12 protein-coding genes are annotated in these 14,561 nt (G+C 70.6%); 6 read left to right on the top strand and 6 right to left on the bottom strand.

Going from position 1 to position 14,561, the window contains the following annotated elements:
• Positions 1 to 166: 166 nt before the first annotated feature.
• The gene (locus A3M1_RS0107420) at positions 167 to 529 is read right to left on the bottom strand and encodes a RidA family protein (protein ID WP_018388325.1); all 363 of its coding nucleotides are present in this window, start codon (positions 527 to 529) and stop codon (positions 167 to 169) included.
• A 453-nt stretch (positions 530 to 982) separates the two neighbouring features.
• Between A3M1_RS0107420 and A3M1_RS0107425 the strand changes: the two genes are divergently transcribed.
• Positions 983 to 2,161: an MFS transporter gene (locus A3M1_RS0107425; protein ID WP_018388326.1), complete on the top strand. Its 1,179-nt coding sequence runs from the start codon at positions 983 to 985 to the stop codon at positions 2,159 to 2,161.
• Between the two features lie 30 nt (positions 2,162 to 2,191).
• Here the strand turns inward: A3M1_RS0107425 and A3M1_RS0107430 are convergent, their stop codons facing one another.
• Positions 2,192 to 3,679 (bottom strand): aldehyde dehydrogenase, encoded by a 1,488-nt coding sequence (locus A3M1_RS0107430; RefSeq protein ID WP_018388327.1) that lies wholly within the window; start codon positions 3,677 to 3,679, stop codon positions 2,192 to 2,194.
• A gap of 350 nt (positions 3,680 to 4,029) precedes the next feature.
• On the opposite strand from A3M1_RS0107430, the gene A3M1_RS0107435 reads away from it, so the two are divergent.
• Together A3M1_RS0107435 and atzF are read left to right on the top strand one after the other, a co-directional pair.
• Positions 4,030 to 4,530, top strand: a complete 501-nt coding sequence (locus A3M1_RS0107435; RefSeq protein ID WP_018388328.1) for a flavin reductase family protein — start codon at positions 4,030 to 4,032, stop codon at positions 4,528 to 4,530.
• A 134-nt stretch (positions 4,531 to 4,664) separates the two neighbouring features.
• The gene (gene atzF, locus A3M1_RS0107440; RefSeq protein ID WP_018388329.1) at positions 4,665 to 6,446 is read left to right on the top strand and encodes an allophanate hydrolase; all 1,782 of its coding nucleotides are present in this window, start codon (positions 4,665 to 4,667) and stop codon (positions 6,444 to 6,446) included.
• A 37-nt stretch (positions 6,447 to 6,483) separates the two neighbouring features.
• Here the strand turns inward: atzF and A3M1_RS0107445 are convergent, their stop codons facing one another.
• On the bottom strand, positions 6,484 to 7,926 hold the full coding sequence (locus A3M1_RS0107445; RefSeq protein ID WP_018388330.1) for a mannose-1-phosphate guanylyltransferase/mannose-6-phosphate isomerase: 1,443 nt from the start codon (positions 7,924 to 7,926) through the stop codon (positions 6,484 to 6,486).
• 219 nt (positions 7,927 to 8,145) lie between these two features.
• On the opposite strand from A3M1_RS0107445, the gene A3M1_RS0107450 reads away from it, so the two are divergent.
• On the top strand, positions 8,146 to 9,510 hold the full coding sequence (locus A3M1_RS0107450) for a phosphomannomutase/phosphoglucomutase (protein ID WP_018388331.1): 1,365 nt from the start codon (positions 8,146 to 8,148) through the stop codon (positions 9,508 to 9,510).
• 63 nt (positions 9,511 to 9,573) lie between these two features.
• Here the strand turns inward: A3M1_RS0107450 and A3M1_RS0107455 are convergent, their stop codons facing one another.
• Genes A3M1_RS0107455 through mdoH form a run of 3 tightly spaced genes read right to left on the bottom strand, consistent with a single transcriptional unit; the run spans position 9,574 to position 13,006 of the window.
• On the bottom strand, positions 9,574 to 10,488 hold the full coding sequence (locus tag A3M1_RS0107455) for an alpha/beta fold hydrolase (protein ID WP_018388332.1): 915 nt from the start codon (positions 10,486 to 10,488) through the stop codon (positions 9,574 to 9,576).
• Positions 10,489 to 10,548: 60 nt separating this feature from the next.
• Positions 10,549 to 11,142: a hypothetical protein gene (locus A3M1_RS0107460; RefSeq protein WP_018388333.1), complete on the bottom strand. Its 594-nt coding sequence runs from the start codon at positions 11,140 to 11,142 to the stop codon at positions 10,549 to 10,551.
• A 49-nt stretch (positions 11,143 to 11,191) separates the two neighbouring features.
• A complete protein-coding gene (gene mdoH, locus A3M1_RS0107465) occupies positions 11,192 to 13,006 on the bottom strand; it encodes a glucans biosynthesis glucosyltransferase MdoH (RefSeq protein WP_018388334.1) in 1,815 nt (604 codons plus the stop codon).
• Between the two features lie 151 nt (positions 13,007 to 13,157).
• On the opposite strand from mdoH, the gene A3M1_RS0107470 reads away from it, so the two are divergent.
• On the top strand, positions 13,158 to 14,141 hold the full coding sequence (locus A3M1_RS0107470; RefSeq protein ID WP_018388335.1) for a zinc-binding alcohol dehydrogenase: 984 nt from the start codon (positions 13,158 to 13,160) through the stop codon (positions 14,139 to 14,141).
• 8 nt (positions 14,142 to 14,149) lie between these two features.
• Positions 14,150 to 14,551, top strand: a complete 402-nt coding sequence (locus A3M1_RS0107475) for a 6-carboxytetrahydropterin synthase (protein ID WP_018388336.1) — start codon at positions 14,150 to 14,152, stop codon at positions 14,549 to 14,551.
• The last annotated feature ends 10 nt before the right edge of the window (positions 14,552 to 14,561 follow it).

Raw genomic sequence — 14,561 nt, forward strand, 5'->3', positions numbered from 1 at the left:
GGGCGGACGCGGTTCGGGCCGAAGAGCGCCAGCGAGGGGCGGGACCGGGGTGGGAGCTCCCCTCGCTGGCGCCACCGTCGGAGAGGCGCTAGCGACGCCACCGACAGCCCGGATGGCGCCCGTTTCGGGCGCGCATGAGGGTATACGGCTACGGGTCGCTGGTGGTTCACAGCGCGGCGGTGGCCATCATCTCCACAAGGTTGGCGCCGTCTCCGGCGAGGCGGGATTCCACCGTGGCGCGCGCCGGGGCGTTGGCGGCGTCGACCCAGCCGTCCCACACCGCGTTCATGGCGGCGAAATCGCCGATGTCGTGCAGCCAGATGGTGACGCGCAACAGCCGGCTCCTGTCGGTGCCGGCCTCTTTGAGCAGCGCGTCGATCTGGGCGAGCACGTCGGCGGTCTGGGCGGCGACATCGGGCGTCTTTTCCCGCGCGACGACGCCGGCGAGATAGACCGTGCCGGCATGCACGACGGCGCGGGAGAGCCGGCCATTGGAGGACAGGCGCTGGAGGGAGGAATCGGGCGGCATGGCAATCCTGACGCGGGTGGGGAGGGAGAGGTGGCGGGCGCAGCCGCCGCGCCCACCCTGCGCAAGGGGTGTGCCAGGGTGGCGCGAAAGGTCGCGCCAAGGCCGGGAATCGCCGCGCGGCCCGCCTTTCCGCCCAAGGCGCGCCGCGCCGGTAAAGCGGGATGAGACGGGCCGGCGGTGAGACCGGCGCGCGGCTGAGACAGCCGGCGTGAGACATCTCGCGCGAGACAGCGGGGCTGAGACCGCACCCGATACCGCCGGCGGTCGCAGCCACCTTATCCGGCACCCCTTGCCCCTTGCTCCCGCAGGCCTGCCGGGCCATGACACGCCCCAAGGCGGGCGCGCTGGCACGCATCCTGCCCAAGGCCCGGCAGAAAGACCCGCCAGGGAAGACGCGCCACAGCGCGCCGGCCAGGGCGGCCGTCTTGGCCGGAAGTGAGACTGGGAAGACGCATGAGTGAGTTGTCGGTCGCGGCTGAGCGGCGTGCGCTGTTCGCCTCGCGCATGGCCGTGAGTGCCATTTTCTTCGTCGGCGGCTGCGGGCTGACGCTGTGGGCGACCTATATCCCCATCCTCAAGGCCCGCGCCGGGCTGGATGATGCGCAGATCGGGCTGGTGCTGATGTGCGTCTCGCTCGGCTGCCTGTGCGGCATGCCGGCGGCGGGGTTGCTGCGGCCGAAGCTTGGCCCGCTGCGCGCCGGCGCGCTGGCCGGCATCGCCTTCGCGGCCGCCAGCTTCGGCCCGGCGCTGGGCGTCACCCTGCCGCTGCTCGCCCTGTCGGCGGCCCTATTCGGCCTGTGCTTCGGCTTTCTCGATGTGTGCATGAACTCGCACGCCTCGGCGCTGGAGCGCGAGGTCGGGCGGCCGATCATGTCCTCGGCGCACGCCTTCTTCAGCCTCGGCACCGTCGCCGGGGCTCTGGCCGGGGGCACGCTGATCGGCTTCGGCTTCGACCCGCCGCTCGGCATGGGCCTCGCCAGCGCGGGGCTGGTGGCGCTGGCGCTGGCGGCGATGCCCTGGCTCTGGCTGCCGGAACACCATGTGCGCGAGGCGGCCGACACCTCGGTGTTCCGCCTGCCCAACCGCACCATGGCGGGGATCGGCGTGCTGACCGTGCTGGCCTTCGTCATCGAACTGGCGCTGATCGACTGGGGCGCGCTCTATCTGGTGCAGGCGATGGGCTCCGCCCCGGCGCAGGCGGCATCCGGCGTCGCCGCCTTCTCGGTGGCGATGACCACCGGCCGGCTGCTGGGCGACCGCATCACCCGCGCGCTGGGGGCGGTGACGACGATCCAGATTTCCGCCGCCATCGCCTTTGCCGGCGTGGCGCTGATCGTGTTCGCGCCGACCACGCTGGCGGCGCTGCCGGGCTTCGCCATTGCCGGGCTCGGCATCGCCAATCTGGTGCCGATCCTGTTCTCGCTGAGCGGGCGCATGCCGGGAATCCCACCCAATGCCGGCATCGCCATGACGGTGACGATCGCCTATGGCGGCGGGCTGTTCGGCCCGCCGCTGATCGGCTTTGTCGCCCACGCGCTGGACCTGCGCGCCGCCTTCCTGATGCTGACGGTCGGTGCGCTGGTGATCGTCGTGGCGGTGCGCGCGGTCATTCCCCGCGCCCTGCGCCACTGAAGCCGGCCCGGCGCTCGCCGGGCTTTGGCCTCAGGCCAGCTTCATCACCACGGATTTGGTCTCGAGATAGGCGTCGAGGTGCTCGGTGCCGGATTCGCGGCCATAGCCGCTGGTCTTGTAGCCGCCGAACGGCACCACGGGATCGAGCCCGCCATAGGTGTTGACCCAGACCGTGCCGGCGCGGATCGCCTTCGCCATGCGGTGGGCGGTGGACAGGTTGGTGGTCCACACCCCGCCGCCGAGGCCGAAGGGCGTGTCATTGGCAAGGGCGGCGGCCTCCTCCGGCGTGTCGAAGGGGATGGCGGCGGCGACCGGCCCGAAGATCTCCTCCTGGGCGATCCGCATGGCGTTGGTGACGCCTGAGAGCACCGTCGGCTCGAAGAAATAGCCGTCCTTCAGCGCGCCCTCGGTGAGGCGCTTGCCGCCGGCGGCGGCGGTGACGCCCTCACCCAGGCCGATCTCCATATAGGAGGTGATGCGCTCCAGCTGCCGTGCGTTGACGATCGGGCCGATCTGCGTCGCCGGATCGAGCCCGTTGCCGACCTTGAGCGCGCGGGCAAAGGCGGAGACGCGGGCGACAAATTCCTCATAGATCGGGCGCTCGACCAGCAGGCGGGTTCCGGCGACGCAGATCTGCCCGCTATTGGCGAACACGCCCATGGCGGCCCCGGCCACGGCGGCCTCCATGTCGCAATCGGCGAAGATGATGTCCGGCGACTTGCCGCCCAGTTCCAGCGTCACCCGCTTGAGATTGGTCTTCGAGGCCTCGACGATCTTGCGGCCGGTGAGGTCCGAGCCGGTGAAGGCGACCTTGTCGACATCGCCGTGCCGGGCAAGCGCATCGCCGGCGGTGGCGCCGAAGCCGGGCACGATGTTGACCACGCCGGCCGGCACGCCGGCTTCCAGCAGCAGCTCGCCGAGCCGCAGCGCAGTGAGCGGGGCGTCCTCGGCGGGCTTGAGCACCATGGTGCAGCCGGTGGCGAGCACCGGGCCCATCTTCCACAGGGTCGAGGTCAGCGGCGCGTTCCACGGGGTGATGGCGCCGACCACGCCGACCGGTTCCTTCAACGTGTAGGTGAACACCTCGCCCGGCAGGGAATTGGGCAGGGTGCCGCCACTGATGACCGTGCACATGCCGGCATAGAAGCGCGGCAGGCCGAGCGCCCGCTGGCGGCGGGCCTGCATGGCGGTGATCGGCGCGCCCATATCAAGCACGTCGATCAGCGCCAGCGTGTCGAAGTGCTTCTCCACCAGATCGGCGAAGCGCAGCAGGCACTGCTGGCGCTGGAACGGGGTGAAGCGGCTCCACGGCCCGGCGAAGGCGCGGCGCGCGGCGGCGACGGCGAGGTCGATATCGCCGGCGTCGCCCTCGGCGACCTCGGCCAGCACCTCGCCGGTGGCGGGGTTGAAGGTCTTGAAGGTCTTGCCCGACAGCGCCGGGACGAACTGGCCGTCGATCAGCAGCCCCTTGGGCAGCGGGGCGATGATGTCGGCGATGGGGTTCACGGAGAGGGTCATGTCAGGGCTTTCGGCAACGATCAGGGATGCGGGCGATGCCGCAAGCCCCGTGCCAGCGCCGGCCGGCGGCAGCGACGCGCGCGGGGCGCGAGGGGTGGCGGACGGGCTGGGGCGGGCAAAGCCCTGCCGGCGCTGGTTTCCGGCGGTGGCGGCGATCTCTCCAGCCGGCGTCAGGCCGGGAAGCGCCGTCTCAGATCAGCGACATCTGTCGCAGCGCGGGGCGAGACGGGCGGGCGGCGACGGGAGATTTTGCCGGCAAAGGCAGGGCACGCGCGGCCGCGGCACGGCTGGCACGCCGCTTGCGGTTGCCTCCCCGACGCGGCCATGCGCGCCGCAAGGTGGAGTTTGCCATGATCGACCCGACAGATTTCAAGCAGGGCATGCGGCGCCTCGCCGCCGGCGTGTCCGTCATCACCACGATGGAGAACGGGCAGCCGCACGGCTTTGTCGCGACTTCCGTCACCTCGGTGGCCGCCGAGCCGACGCCGACGCTGCTGGTCTGCGTCAACCGCAACGTCTCCTGCCACGACGTGATCGGCGCCTCGCGCAGCTTCTGCGTCAACCTGCTGGCCGAGCCGGAGCTGGAACTGGCCAAGGCGTTCTCCTCCTCCGCCCACCGGCATCTGCGCTTCAGCACCCATGAATGGCGGGCGCTGGCCACCGGGGCGCCGGCGCTGATGGGCGCGCTGGCGAGCTTCGACTGCGAGCTCGCGGAAACAGTGAGCGTGCACAGCCACAGCATCTTCCTCGGCCGGGTGGTCGCGCTCCATTTGCCGGAGGGGCCGCTTCACCCGCTGATCTATGCTGGCGGGCAGTTCGACACGCTGGGCTCGCGCGCCCGGGCGCTTTAGACACTGCGGCGTCCACAGGCTGTGCCGGGCGCAAGATGGCGCATGGCGAAGGGCTGCAACGATGCATACAATGCGCTGTCCGCCGCCCTTTTTCTCGCCACCCTTTCCCCAGCCATTTGCCAAGGGTCTTGCCGATGCCGCGCGATCTCACCTTCACCCTCGACGCGCTGCGGGCCGCCTATGCCGGGGGGCTGCGGCCGGAAGCGGTGGTGGAGGAGGCCTTCGCCCGGCTCGACGCGCTTAACGACCCCGGCATCTTCCTGCACCAGGCGCGCAGCGTCGCGCTGGCCGAGGCGCGCGCGCTCGGCAGCCCGGATGGGCGCCCGCTCTGGGGCATTCCCTATGCGGTAAAGGACAATATCGACGTGGCCGGCATGCCGACCACCGCCGCCTGCCCCGGCTTCGTCCATGTCGCCGGGGCGGATGCCTTCGTGGTGGCGCGGCTGCGGGCTCTGGGCGCGATCTGCCTCGGCAAGACCAATCTCGACCAGTTCGCCACCGGACTGGTGGGGGTGCGCACGCCCTATCCGGTGCCGCGCAACGCGATCGATCCGACGCTGGTGCCCGGCGGCTCCTCCTCCGGCTCGGCGGTGGCGGTGGCGCGCGGGCTGGTGGCGTTCAGCCTCGGCACCGATACCGCCGGCTCCGGCCGGGTGCCGGCGGCGTTCAACGACATTGTCGGGCTGAAGCCGAGCCTGGGAGCGCTGTCCTCCACCGGCATGGTGCCGGCCTGCCGCACGCTCGACACGATCTCGCTCTTCGCCCAGAGCGTCGCGGAGGCGTGGGAGCTGTTCGCGCTGACCGCCGGCTTCGATGCCGCCGATCCCTGGTCGCGCCGGATGCCCGCGCCCTCGCCCCGCCAGCAGCTCGCGCCGCTGCCGCCGTCGGTGACGGTCGCGGTGCCTGATGAGGCGAGCCTGCGCACCTTCGGCGACACCGCGCAGGCGAGCCATTTCCGCGCCACGGTGGAACGGCTGCGCGAGGGCGGGGCGAGCCTTCGCCCGATCGATCTCGCGCCGTTCTACGCCGTGGCGGAGCTGCTCTATGCCGGCCCCTGGGTGGCCGAGCGGGTGGCGGCGGTGGGCGACCGGCTTACCGAGGCGCCGGAGACGCTGCACGCGACGACGCGGGCGATCCTCGCGCCGGGGCTCAAATTCTCCGCCGTCGACGCCTTCAAGGGGCTGTACCGGCTGGAGGAACTGCGCAGGGCCTGCGCGCTGGCGCTGGACGGCGTCGATTTCCTCTGCGTGCCGACCATTCCCTGCTTCGTCACGCTGGAGGAGGTGGCGGCCGACCCGTTCGGACCCAACAGCCGGCTCGGCACCTACACCAATTTCGTCAACCTGCTGGATATGTGCGGCATCGCTGTACCGACCGGGCCGCGCCCGGACGGGCGCCCGGGCAGCCTCACCGTGCTGGCGCGCAGGGGCGAGGATTCTCGCGCGGCGGCCCTCGCTCTGTGGGTCGAGCGCGGCGGGGCGGCCGCCTCCCCGCCCAGCCGACAGACGGAAGACGAAATCGCGGAAGACGAAATCGGAATTGCCGTCTGCGGTGCCCACATGGCCGGCCTGCCGCTGAATGGCGAACTCACCCGGCGCGGCGGGCGCTTTCTGCGCGAGTCCCGCACCTGCGCGGCCTATCAGCTCTTCGCCCTGCCCGGCGGGCCGCCGGCCCGGCCGGGGCTGGTGCGCAGCAGCGACGGCACCGGCGCCTCCATCGCGCTGGAGGTCTGGGCGCTGCCGCGCGCCGCCTTCGGCGATTTCCTCGCCGGCATTCCCTCCCCGCTCGCCATCGGCACGGTGGAGCTGGAGGATGGCGGCGTGGTGAAGGGCTTTCTGTGCGAGCCGCACGGCCTCAGCGGCGCACGCGACATCACCGCCAGCGGCGGCTGGCGGGCGGCGCTGGCGCAAGACTAGGCGCGGCGCCCCCTTGTGGCGCTAGCCCTTGGCGCCGTTACCCTTTGGCACCCTGCCCGCGGGCGTAGACATCCTCGTAGCGGATGATGTCGTCCTCGCCGAGATAGGTGCCGGTCTGCACCTCGATCAGCACCATCGGCACCTTGCCGGGGTTTTCCATGCGGTGGACCGCGCCGAGCGGGATATAGACCGACTGGTTCTCGGTGAGCAGGCGCGGTTCGCCGTCAATGATGACGCGCGCCGTGCCAGAGACCACGATCCAGTGCTCGGAGCGGTGATAATGGCTCTGCAGCGACAGCGACGCGCCGGGATGGACGACGATGCGCTTGACCTGGAAGCGCTCGCCGAGCGCCAGGGTCTCGAACCAGCCCCAGGGCCGGTGGTCCCTGGGGAAATGCTCGGCCTGCCGGGCGCCGCGCGCCTTCAGCGCGGTCACGGCCTGCTTCACCTCCTGCGAGCGGGAACGGTCCGCCACCAGCACCGCGTCCGGCATGGCGACGACCAGCATGTTGGTGAGGCCGATGCCGACCAGTTCCAGCCCCTCTGCCTCCGAGCGCAGCAGTGAATCGGTGCAGTCAACGGCGGTGACGGGGCCATGGGCGACGACATTGGCGGCATCCGCCGTGCCCTCGCGCATCACCGAGGCCCAGTCGCCAAGATCCGACCAATCGCCGGCAAACGGCACCACGTCGAGATTGTCCGAGCGCTCCATGATGGCGTAGTCGATGGAAATATCCTGCGCCCGCTGCCACGGCTCGGGGGCGAGGCGCAGGAAATCGAGGTCGCTGGCCGCCTCTTCCACCGCCTGCCGCACCGGGGCGAGCATGTCAGGGGCATGGGCGGCGAACGCCTTCAGCGCGGTTTCCACCGTGAACAGGAAGATGCCGGCATTCCAGAGATAATGCCCGTCCGCCAGCATGGCGTTCGCGCGCTCGGCGTCCGGCTTCTCGACGAAGCGGCGCAGCGGCACCGGGGCAAGGGCCTCGCCCTCCGGCGCATGGGAAAGCTCCAGCCAGCCATAGCCGGTTTCCGGCCGGGTCGGGCGGATGCCGAAGGTGACGATGCGCCCGGCCTGCGCGGCGGGCAGGCCGGCGCGCACGGCAGCGGAAAACGCCGCGCTGTCGGGCACCACCTGGTCGGAGGGCATCACCAGCAGCAGCGCCTTCGGGTCGCGTGCCGCCAGATAGTGCACGGCGGCGAGGATGGCGGGGGCGGTGTTGCGGGCGCTGGGTTCGATCAGCACCGCGGCGGGCGGAATGCCGGCCTCGCCGAGCTGCTCGGTGACGATGAAGCGGAAATCGGCATTGGTGACAATGAGAGGCGGGCTCACATCCGGGCCGGAGAGCCGCCGCGCCGCCGCCTGGAACAGCGTCTCGCCCTCGCCGAGCTTCACGAACTGCTTGGGAAAACTCTTGCGCGAGAGCGGCCACAGGCGCGTGCCGGAGCCGCCGCAGAGAAGAACGGGATAGAGATGTGCCATGAAGCCTTAGGGGTAGCTGAGCCTTGGGGGTAGGTGGGGCCTTGGGCGTAGGTGGGGCCTTGGGGGTCGCAGTCAGCCGTGGGCCAATGCGGGAAGTGTGGGCGGGGCGGGGGCGAAAGGCAAGGTGGATCAATCAGCTTGATCTCGCCTCGTGGAATCCGTATCGCCCATGCCGGCGCGCCGGGCTCCCCCCGCGCCGGCGCACGGAAAGGCCCGGCCATGCTCACCTGCTTCAAGGCCTATGACATTCGCGGACGGCTCGGCGAGGAGCTGAACGAGGCGATCGCCCGCCGCATCGGCCGGGCCTTCGTCGAAGGGCTGGGGGCGAAAAGGGTGGTGATCGGGCGCGACTGCCGCGCCTCCTCCGCCTCGCTGGCGGCGGCCTGTATCGAGGGGCTCGTGGCCGGCGGGGTCGAGGTGCTCGACCTCGGCCTGTGCGGCACCGAGGAAATGTATGCCGCCGTGACCGACTTTGCCGCCGATGGCGGCATCGAGGTGACGGCCTCGCATAACCCGATGGACTATAACGGCATGAAGCTGGTGCGCGCCGGCTCCGCCCCGCTCGACACCGCGACCGGGCTGGCGGCGATCCAGGCGCTGGCGGAAGGGCCCGACCTGCCTGACGTGCCCGGCGGGCGGGTGAAGCCGGCGGATGGCGCCCGCGCCGCCTATGTCCAGCGTGTGCTCTCCTTCGTCGACACCGGCGCGCTGCGCCCGCTGACCCTGCTGGTCAATGCCGGCAATGGCGCGGCGGGGCCAACCTTCGACGCGCTGGCCGGCGAGCTGGAGGCGCGCGGGGCGCCGCTCACCTTCGTGCGGCTGCACCATGCGCCGGACGGGCGCTTTCCCAACGGCATTCCCAACCCGCTGCTGCCCGAGAACCAGCCGGTAACGTCACAGGCGGTGCTCGCGGCGGGCGCCGACATGGGCATCGCCTGGGACGGCGATTTCGACCGCTGCTTCCTGTTCGACGAAACCGGGCGATTCATTGCCGGCGAATATATCGTCGGCCTGCTGGCGCAGGTGTTCCTCGCCAAGGAAAAGGGCGCCACCATCGTCCATGACCCGCGCGTGATCTGGAACACGCAGGACCAGGTCGCCCGCGCCGGCGGGCGGGCGGTGCAGGCGCGCACCGGCCATGCCTTCCTCAAGCAGGCGCTGCGCGACACCGGCGCGGTCTATGGCGGCGAGATGTCGGCGCACCATTATTTCCGCGACTTCATGTGCTGCGATTCCGGCATGATCCCGTGGCTCTTGGTGGCGGAGCTGATGGGGCGCAGCGGCAAGTCGCTGAGCGAGCTGGTGTCGGCGCGGATGGCGGCCTTCCCCTCCTCCGGCGAGATCAATTTCCGCCTCACCGACCCCGCCGCCGCGGTGGCGCGGGTGGAGGCGGCCTTTGCCGGGCTGAACCCCGCGCGCGACGAGACCGACGGCCTGTCACTGGATTTCGGCGACTGGCGGCTCAATCTGCGCCGTTCCAACACCGAGCCGCTGCTGCGGCTGAACGTGGAGGCCAAGGGCGCGCCGGAAACGGTGGCGCAACGGGTCAAGGAGATCACCGCGCTGATCGGCGCGGAGGGCTGAGGCGGGTTTTGTTTTGTCGCGTTTTCTTCACGCGAACCGGTATCCACTTCGCTCGAAAACGCTCTAGCCGCCCGCCGCCAACTCCACCACATGGCCGGGCCAGGGGTTCCTCCCCTCGCGCAGGAACACCAGCGTGTCGCGCCAGAAGCCTTCCGCGTGGCTGTCGTGGAACAGGCTGAAATGGCCGATCGCCTGCCGGCCGTAATCGGCGGGGGAAAGGTGCACCAGCGTGCGCCGGGCACCGGTGTAATAGGCCAGCGTGCGGCTAAGCGCAGGCACCGTGCCGAGCGGATCGTCGCTCATCGCCACGGCGAGGATGTCGGCGCGCACCATGGCCATGCGTGCCCGCGCCGCCTCGCGCTCGGCGCGGGGATGGCTGGTCTCGAAGCGGGGGCCGCGAAAGCTCCATTCATGGGCGACGCCGGCGGGCAGGTCTTCCAGCCAGCCCAGCCGCTTGCCGGGGAAATAGCCGAACAGCGCGGTGAGAGCCGGCATGGCGACATGCCATTTCAGCAACAGGCCGGCGCGCTCACGCGGGGCATAGTCACCCCACCAGGCATATTGCGCACCCATGGTCAGCATGCGGGTGACGGTGGCGCCGCTTTCGGCAAGGCCGGGCAGGAAACCGCCGATGGAATGGCCGACTAGCATGAGCGGGGCGGCTGAGCGCGCCGCCATGAAGCGCAGCGCCGCGTCGACATCCCGCTCGCCCCAGTCGCGCCAACGAATGGGTGAGCCGCGCAGCCGGGCCGGCCGCGACAGGCCGATGCCGCGATAGTCGAAGGTCAGCACATCGAAGCCGTGGCCGGCGAGGAAGCGGGCATAGCGATGATAATAGCGCGCGGCGACGCCGGTGGCGGGGGTGATGACCACCGCGCCATGGACCTGCCCGGGCACTGAGGCGGGCCAGACATGGCCGCCGAGGTCCACGCCATCCCGGCAGGCGATGCTCACCTCGCGCGGCGCGTTTTCGCTCATTCCTCGCCCCCGGCCCCTCGATTCGCCGGCAAGTATAAGGGCGCGCGCGTCCCCCGCACCTCAGCGAAACAACAAGGCCAGCCGGCGCCGGAGATCGCGCGCCGCGCGGCGCAGGCTGGCTTTGAGGCGATCGAGCCGCAGCGCCGCCACCACCCGGTCGCGCAGCGTGGCGAGGGTGAGGATCACCCAGGCCATCCAGGGCAGGGTCATCAGCTTGGCCCGGCCGGCGGAATAGATCCGCTCGATGATCACGAAGCTGAGGAGATAGGCGATGAGGAACAGCGCCGTGCCCGCCTTGGGCCAGCCGCCGGCGATCCACAGCAGCGCGACGAATTTCAGCGGCTCGATGGTGGCATAGGGAACCGCCAGCAGCACCAGAATGGTCCAGACCGAGCGGGCGGCGATCCAGCGCTCGAAGGCGTGCATAATCTTCAGCGCCGCGAGGCGGGCGATAAGCGGGCGGTAGAGCGGGCGCACCAGCTCGTCGAGCAGGATCAGCGGCGCGCACAGCAGCCGGAACAGGAAGCCCAGCGTCCACCGCACCGGGCGCTCCCGGAAACGCGCGCGGCGGGCCGTGCGCGGCCGGGGATGCGGGCCGATGGGGGCTTCGATGGAGGCATCGACGGGCGCGGGGGGCGGGGCGGGGATCTCCATTTTCTCGTTATCGGCGCCCCGTTGCCGGATGGCTAGAGGGCGCGCGCCGTCAGGCCGCCCGCTGCGCGGCTTCCAGCGCCACGAGGCTCACCGTGGGCGAAACCTCCTCCGGGGTGGCGCACAGGCCGCGCCGGCTCAGCCAGCGCCCGAGCGCCGGCTCGGCGGTCAGCACCGCGAAGGGCACGGCGCCCAGCAGGGCGACCAGCACCGGCAGCGCCCAGGGCAGCGTTCCCGGCGCGAAGGCGGTGAGCAGCCCGGCGAGCAGCCCGCCGAACAGGAATTGCGGCCACAGCCCGGCCATGGCGGTGCGCCAGGACAGGCGCTCGGCATCGCGCGACTGCGCCTCCCAGGTGACGGTGCGCCCGAACAGAAGGCCGACCATGAACAGCGCGATGCGGAAGGCCACCACCGGCCCCAGCAGCACCGAGAAGACGAATTCCGACAGCGCCCCGCCGACCAGCCTTCCCGTGCCGCCATAGCGGGCCCGTTCGCCGGCCCGCAGCACGATGTCCAGGAGGCCGGCGACCTTGGGGGCGAGGCTCATCGCGAACATGGTGGCGAACAGGGTGAGGCCCAGCGTGGCGGGGAACGGCTCGTCCGCCCGCTCGATATCGAACACTTTCAGCGCGGCGAGGGCGATGAAGGCCATCCAGGCCACCGCGCCGACATACATCAGCATCGCCCAGGCGATCTGGAACCGGCTCATCGGCCGGAGCCCCGGCAGCGCGATCAGCCGCCAATACTGCATATTGCCCTGGCACCAGCGCAAATCGCGGCGGGTGAATTCGGTGAGGTGGGGCGGGTTCTCCTCGAAACTGTCCATCTCCTCCGGCAGCACCCGCACCTCATAGCCGGCGCGACGCATCAGCACCGCCTCGATCTGGTCGTGCGAGAGGATGTGGCCGGAAAGCGGCCCGGTGCCCGGCAGGACGGGCAGGTGGCAATGCGCCCTGAACGGGGCGATGCGGATGACCGCATTGTGCCCCCAATAGGGCCCGCAATCGCCCGCCCACCAGGACGCGCCCATCGTGTAGGAGCGCATGCCGTGGCGCATGCCGAACTGGAAGATGCGGGCGAAGGGCGAGGGCGAGGGCAGGCCGACCACCAGGCTCTGCAAGATGCCGAGGCGCGGATTGGCCTGCATGATGCGGATGAGGCGCAGCGTGGCGGAGGCGCCGAGGAAACTGTCGGCATCCAGCACCAGCATCAGCTCGTGCTCATCGCCCCAGCGGTCGAGGAAATCGCGGATATTGCCGGCCTTGAAGCCGCTGTTCTCGCTGCGGCGGCGATAGTGCAGCCCCGCCCCGGCGCCGCGCTCGGCCTGCCAGGCGGCGAACAGCGCCTCTTCCTCGGCGGCGATGGCCGGCTGGGTGGTGTCGGAGAGCACGAACCAGGCGAAGTTTGCGCCGGCGCCGCTGGCGGCGATCTCGCCTTCCATGGCGCGCAGCCGGGCGAAGGCGCGGGCGGGGTCCTCGTTGCGCAGCGTCATCACCATGGCGACGCGCGAGGTGATCGGCGCGTCCTCACTGGCCCGCCCGGCATAGGGATAGACCGAACGCCGCGCATCGCCCGGGCCGTGCACCAGCCACAGGCCGATCAACGCGTTCCAGAAGCCGAGAATGGTCCAGGGCGTGGAAAGGCAGAAGGCCAGCAGCAGGAAACCGTCCAGCACGGTGAAGCCGCCATGGCCGAGCAGATGGGCGAACAGGGCGACGAGCCCGGCATAGGTGGCGCCGATCAGCGTGAACACCAGCGCCCGCCTGCGGAACAGCTGCCGCAGCGACTGCACGCCGGTCGGCGTCCGGCCTTCCGAACGCTCGGCGGGAATGAAACGCCCTTCGGCGACCTTCTCATCCAGACTCATGCGGCCCTCTGTTCGACACACGCGAACTGCCCCTACGGCACATCACCGGGTTTGTACGCAGCCCGGCGCGGACGGTTCACGCGGTTTTGGGGATCTAACCGCACCGTGATGCTGTTATGCACGCGAATGCGGCAGGGGAGTGCCATCAGTAATGGACGACAGGTCTGATACCGCCACGCAGCTCTGGTGTGTGACGCCGGGGCGCTATGAGCTGCGTCGCGCGCCGCTGGGCCCCCGTGGCGCGGCCATGCTCACCGTGCGCGCCCTCGTCTCGGCGGTGAGCCGGGGCACGGAGCGCCTCGTGCTGGAGGGCGCGGTGCCGGCGAGCGAGCACCAGCGCATGCGCGCGCCTTTCCAGAACGGCGATTTTCCCTTTCCCGTCCAGTATGGCTACCAGAGCGTCGGGGTGGTGGAACAAGGCCCGCCGGAATGGCTGGGACGCACCATCTTCGCGCTTTATCCGCATCAGGACCGCTATTTCCTCCCCGTCGCGTCGGCGATGGCGGTGCCCGAGGCTCTGCCGCCGGAGCGCGCCACGCTGGCGGCGAACATGGAAACCGCGCTCAACGCGCTGTGGGATTCCGGCGCCGGGCCGGGGGACCGCATCACCATTGTCGGCGGCGGGGTGATCGGCCTCCTGCTGACCGCCCTCGCCGCCCGGCTTCCCGGTGCCGAGGTGACGCTGGTGGATGTGAACCCGGCGCGGGCCGCGCTGGCGCGCGCGTTCGGCGCCGGATTCGCGCAGCCGGGCGAAATCCGCGATGATGCCGACCTCGTGTTCCACACCAGCGCCAGCGCCGCCGGGCTGGCGACCGCGCTGGCGGCGGCGGCGTTCGAGGCCAAGGTGGTCGAGGTGAGCTGGTATGGCGACCATGCTCCGACGATTCCCCTCGGTCAGAGTTTTCACAGCCGGCGGCTGCAACTGATCGGCTCGCAGGTGGGTTCCGTATCTCCGTCGCGTCGGCCACGCTGGCCGCATGCGCGCCGGCTCGCCAAGGCGCTGGCTCTGCTCGACGATGCGCGGCTCGACCCATTGGTCACGCATGTCGTCGCTTTTGATACGGCGCCGGAACGGCTGCCGCCACTTCTGACCGGGGGCGAGGACGCGCTGGCGATCCTGCTCGATTACCGATGAGGAATGCCATGTATTCTGTCGAAGTCCGCGACCGCATCATGATCGCCCACTCGCTGCCCGACCCGTTCTTTGGCCCGGCGCAGGGGCTGCACGGCGCCACGTTCGTGGTCGATGTCGCGTTCTTCCGCGAAGCGCTGACCGCCCAGAACGTCGTGGTCGACATTGGCGCCGCGCTCGACGTGCTGAAGCAGACGCTGGCGCCGCTCGCCTACCAGAATCTCGACACGCTGCCGGAATTCGCGGGCACGCTCACCACCACCGAATTTCTCGCCAAGCATATTTTCGACGCGATGGCGGCAGCCGCCAAGGCGGGGGCGCTGGGCGCGGACGGGCATGGCCTGTCGAAAATCCGCGTCACCCTGCACGAGACCGATCTCGCCCGCGCCAGCTTCGAATCCGGCCTCGGCTGAGGATGGCTGC

Origin of the sequence: Ancylobacter sp. FA202 (assembly GCF_000380205.1) — a bacterium.
GTDB lineage: Bacteria > Pseudomonadota > Alphaproteobacteria > Rhizobiales > Xanthobacteraceae > Ancylobacter.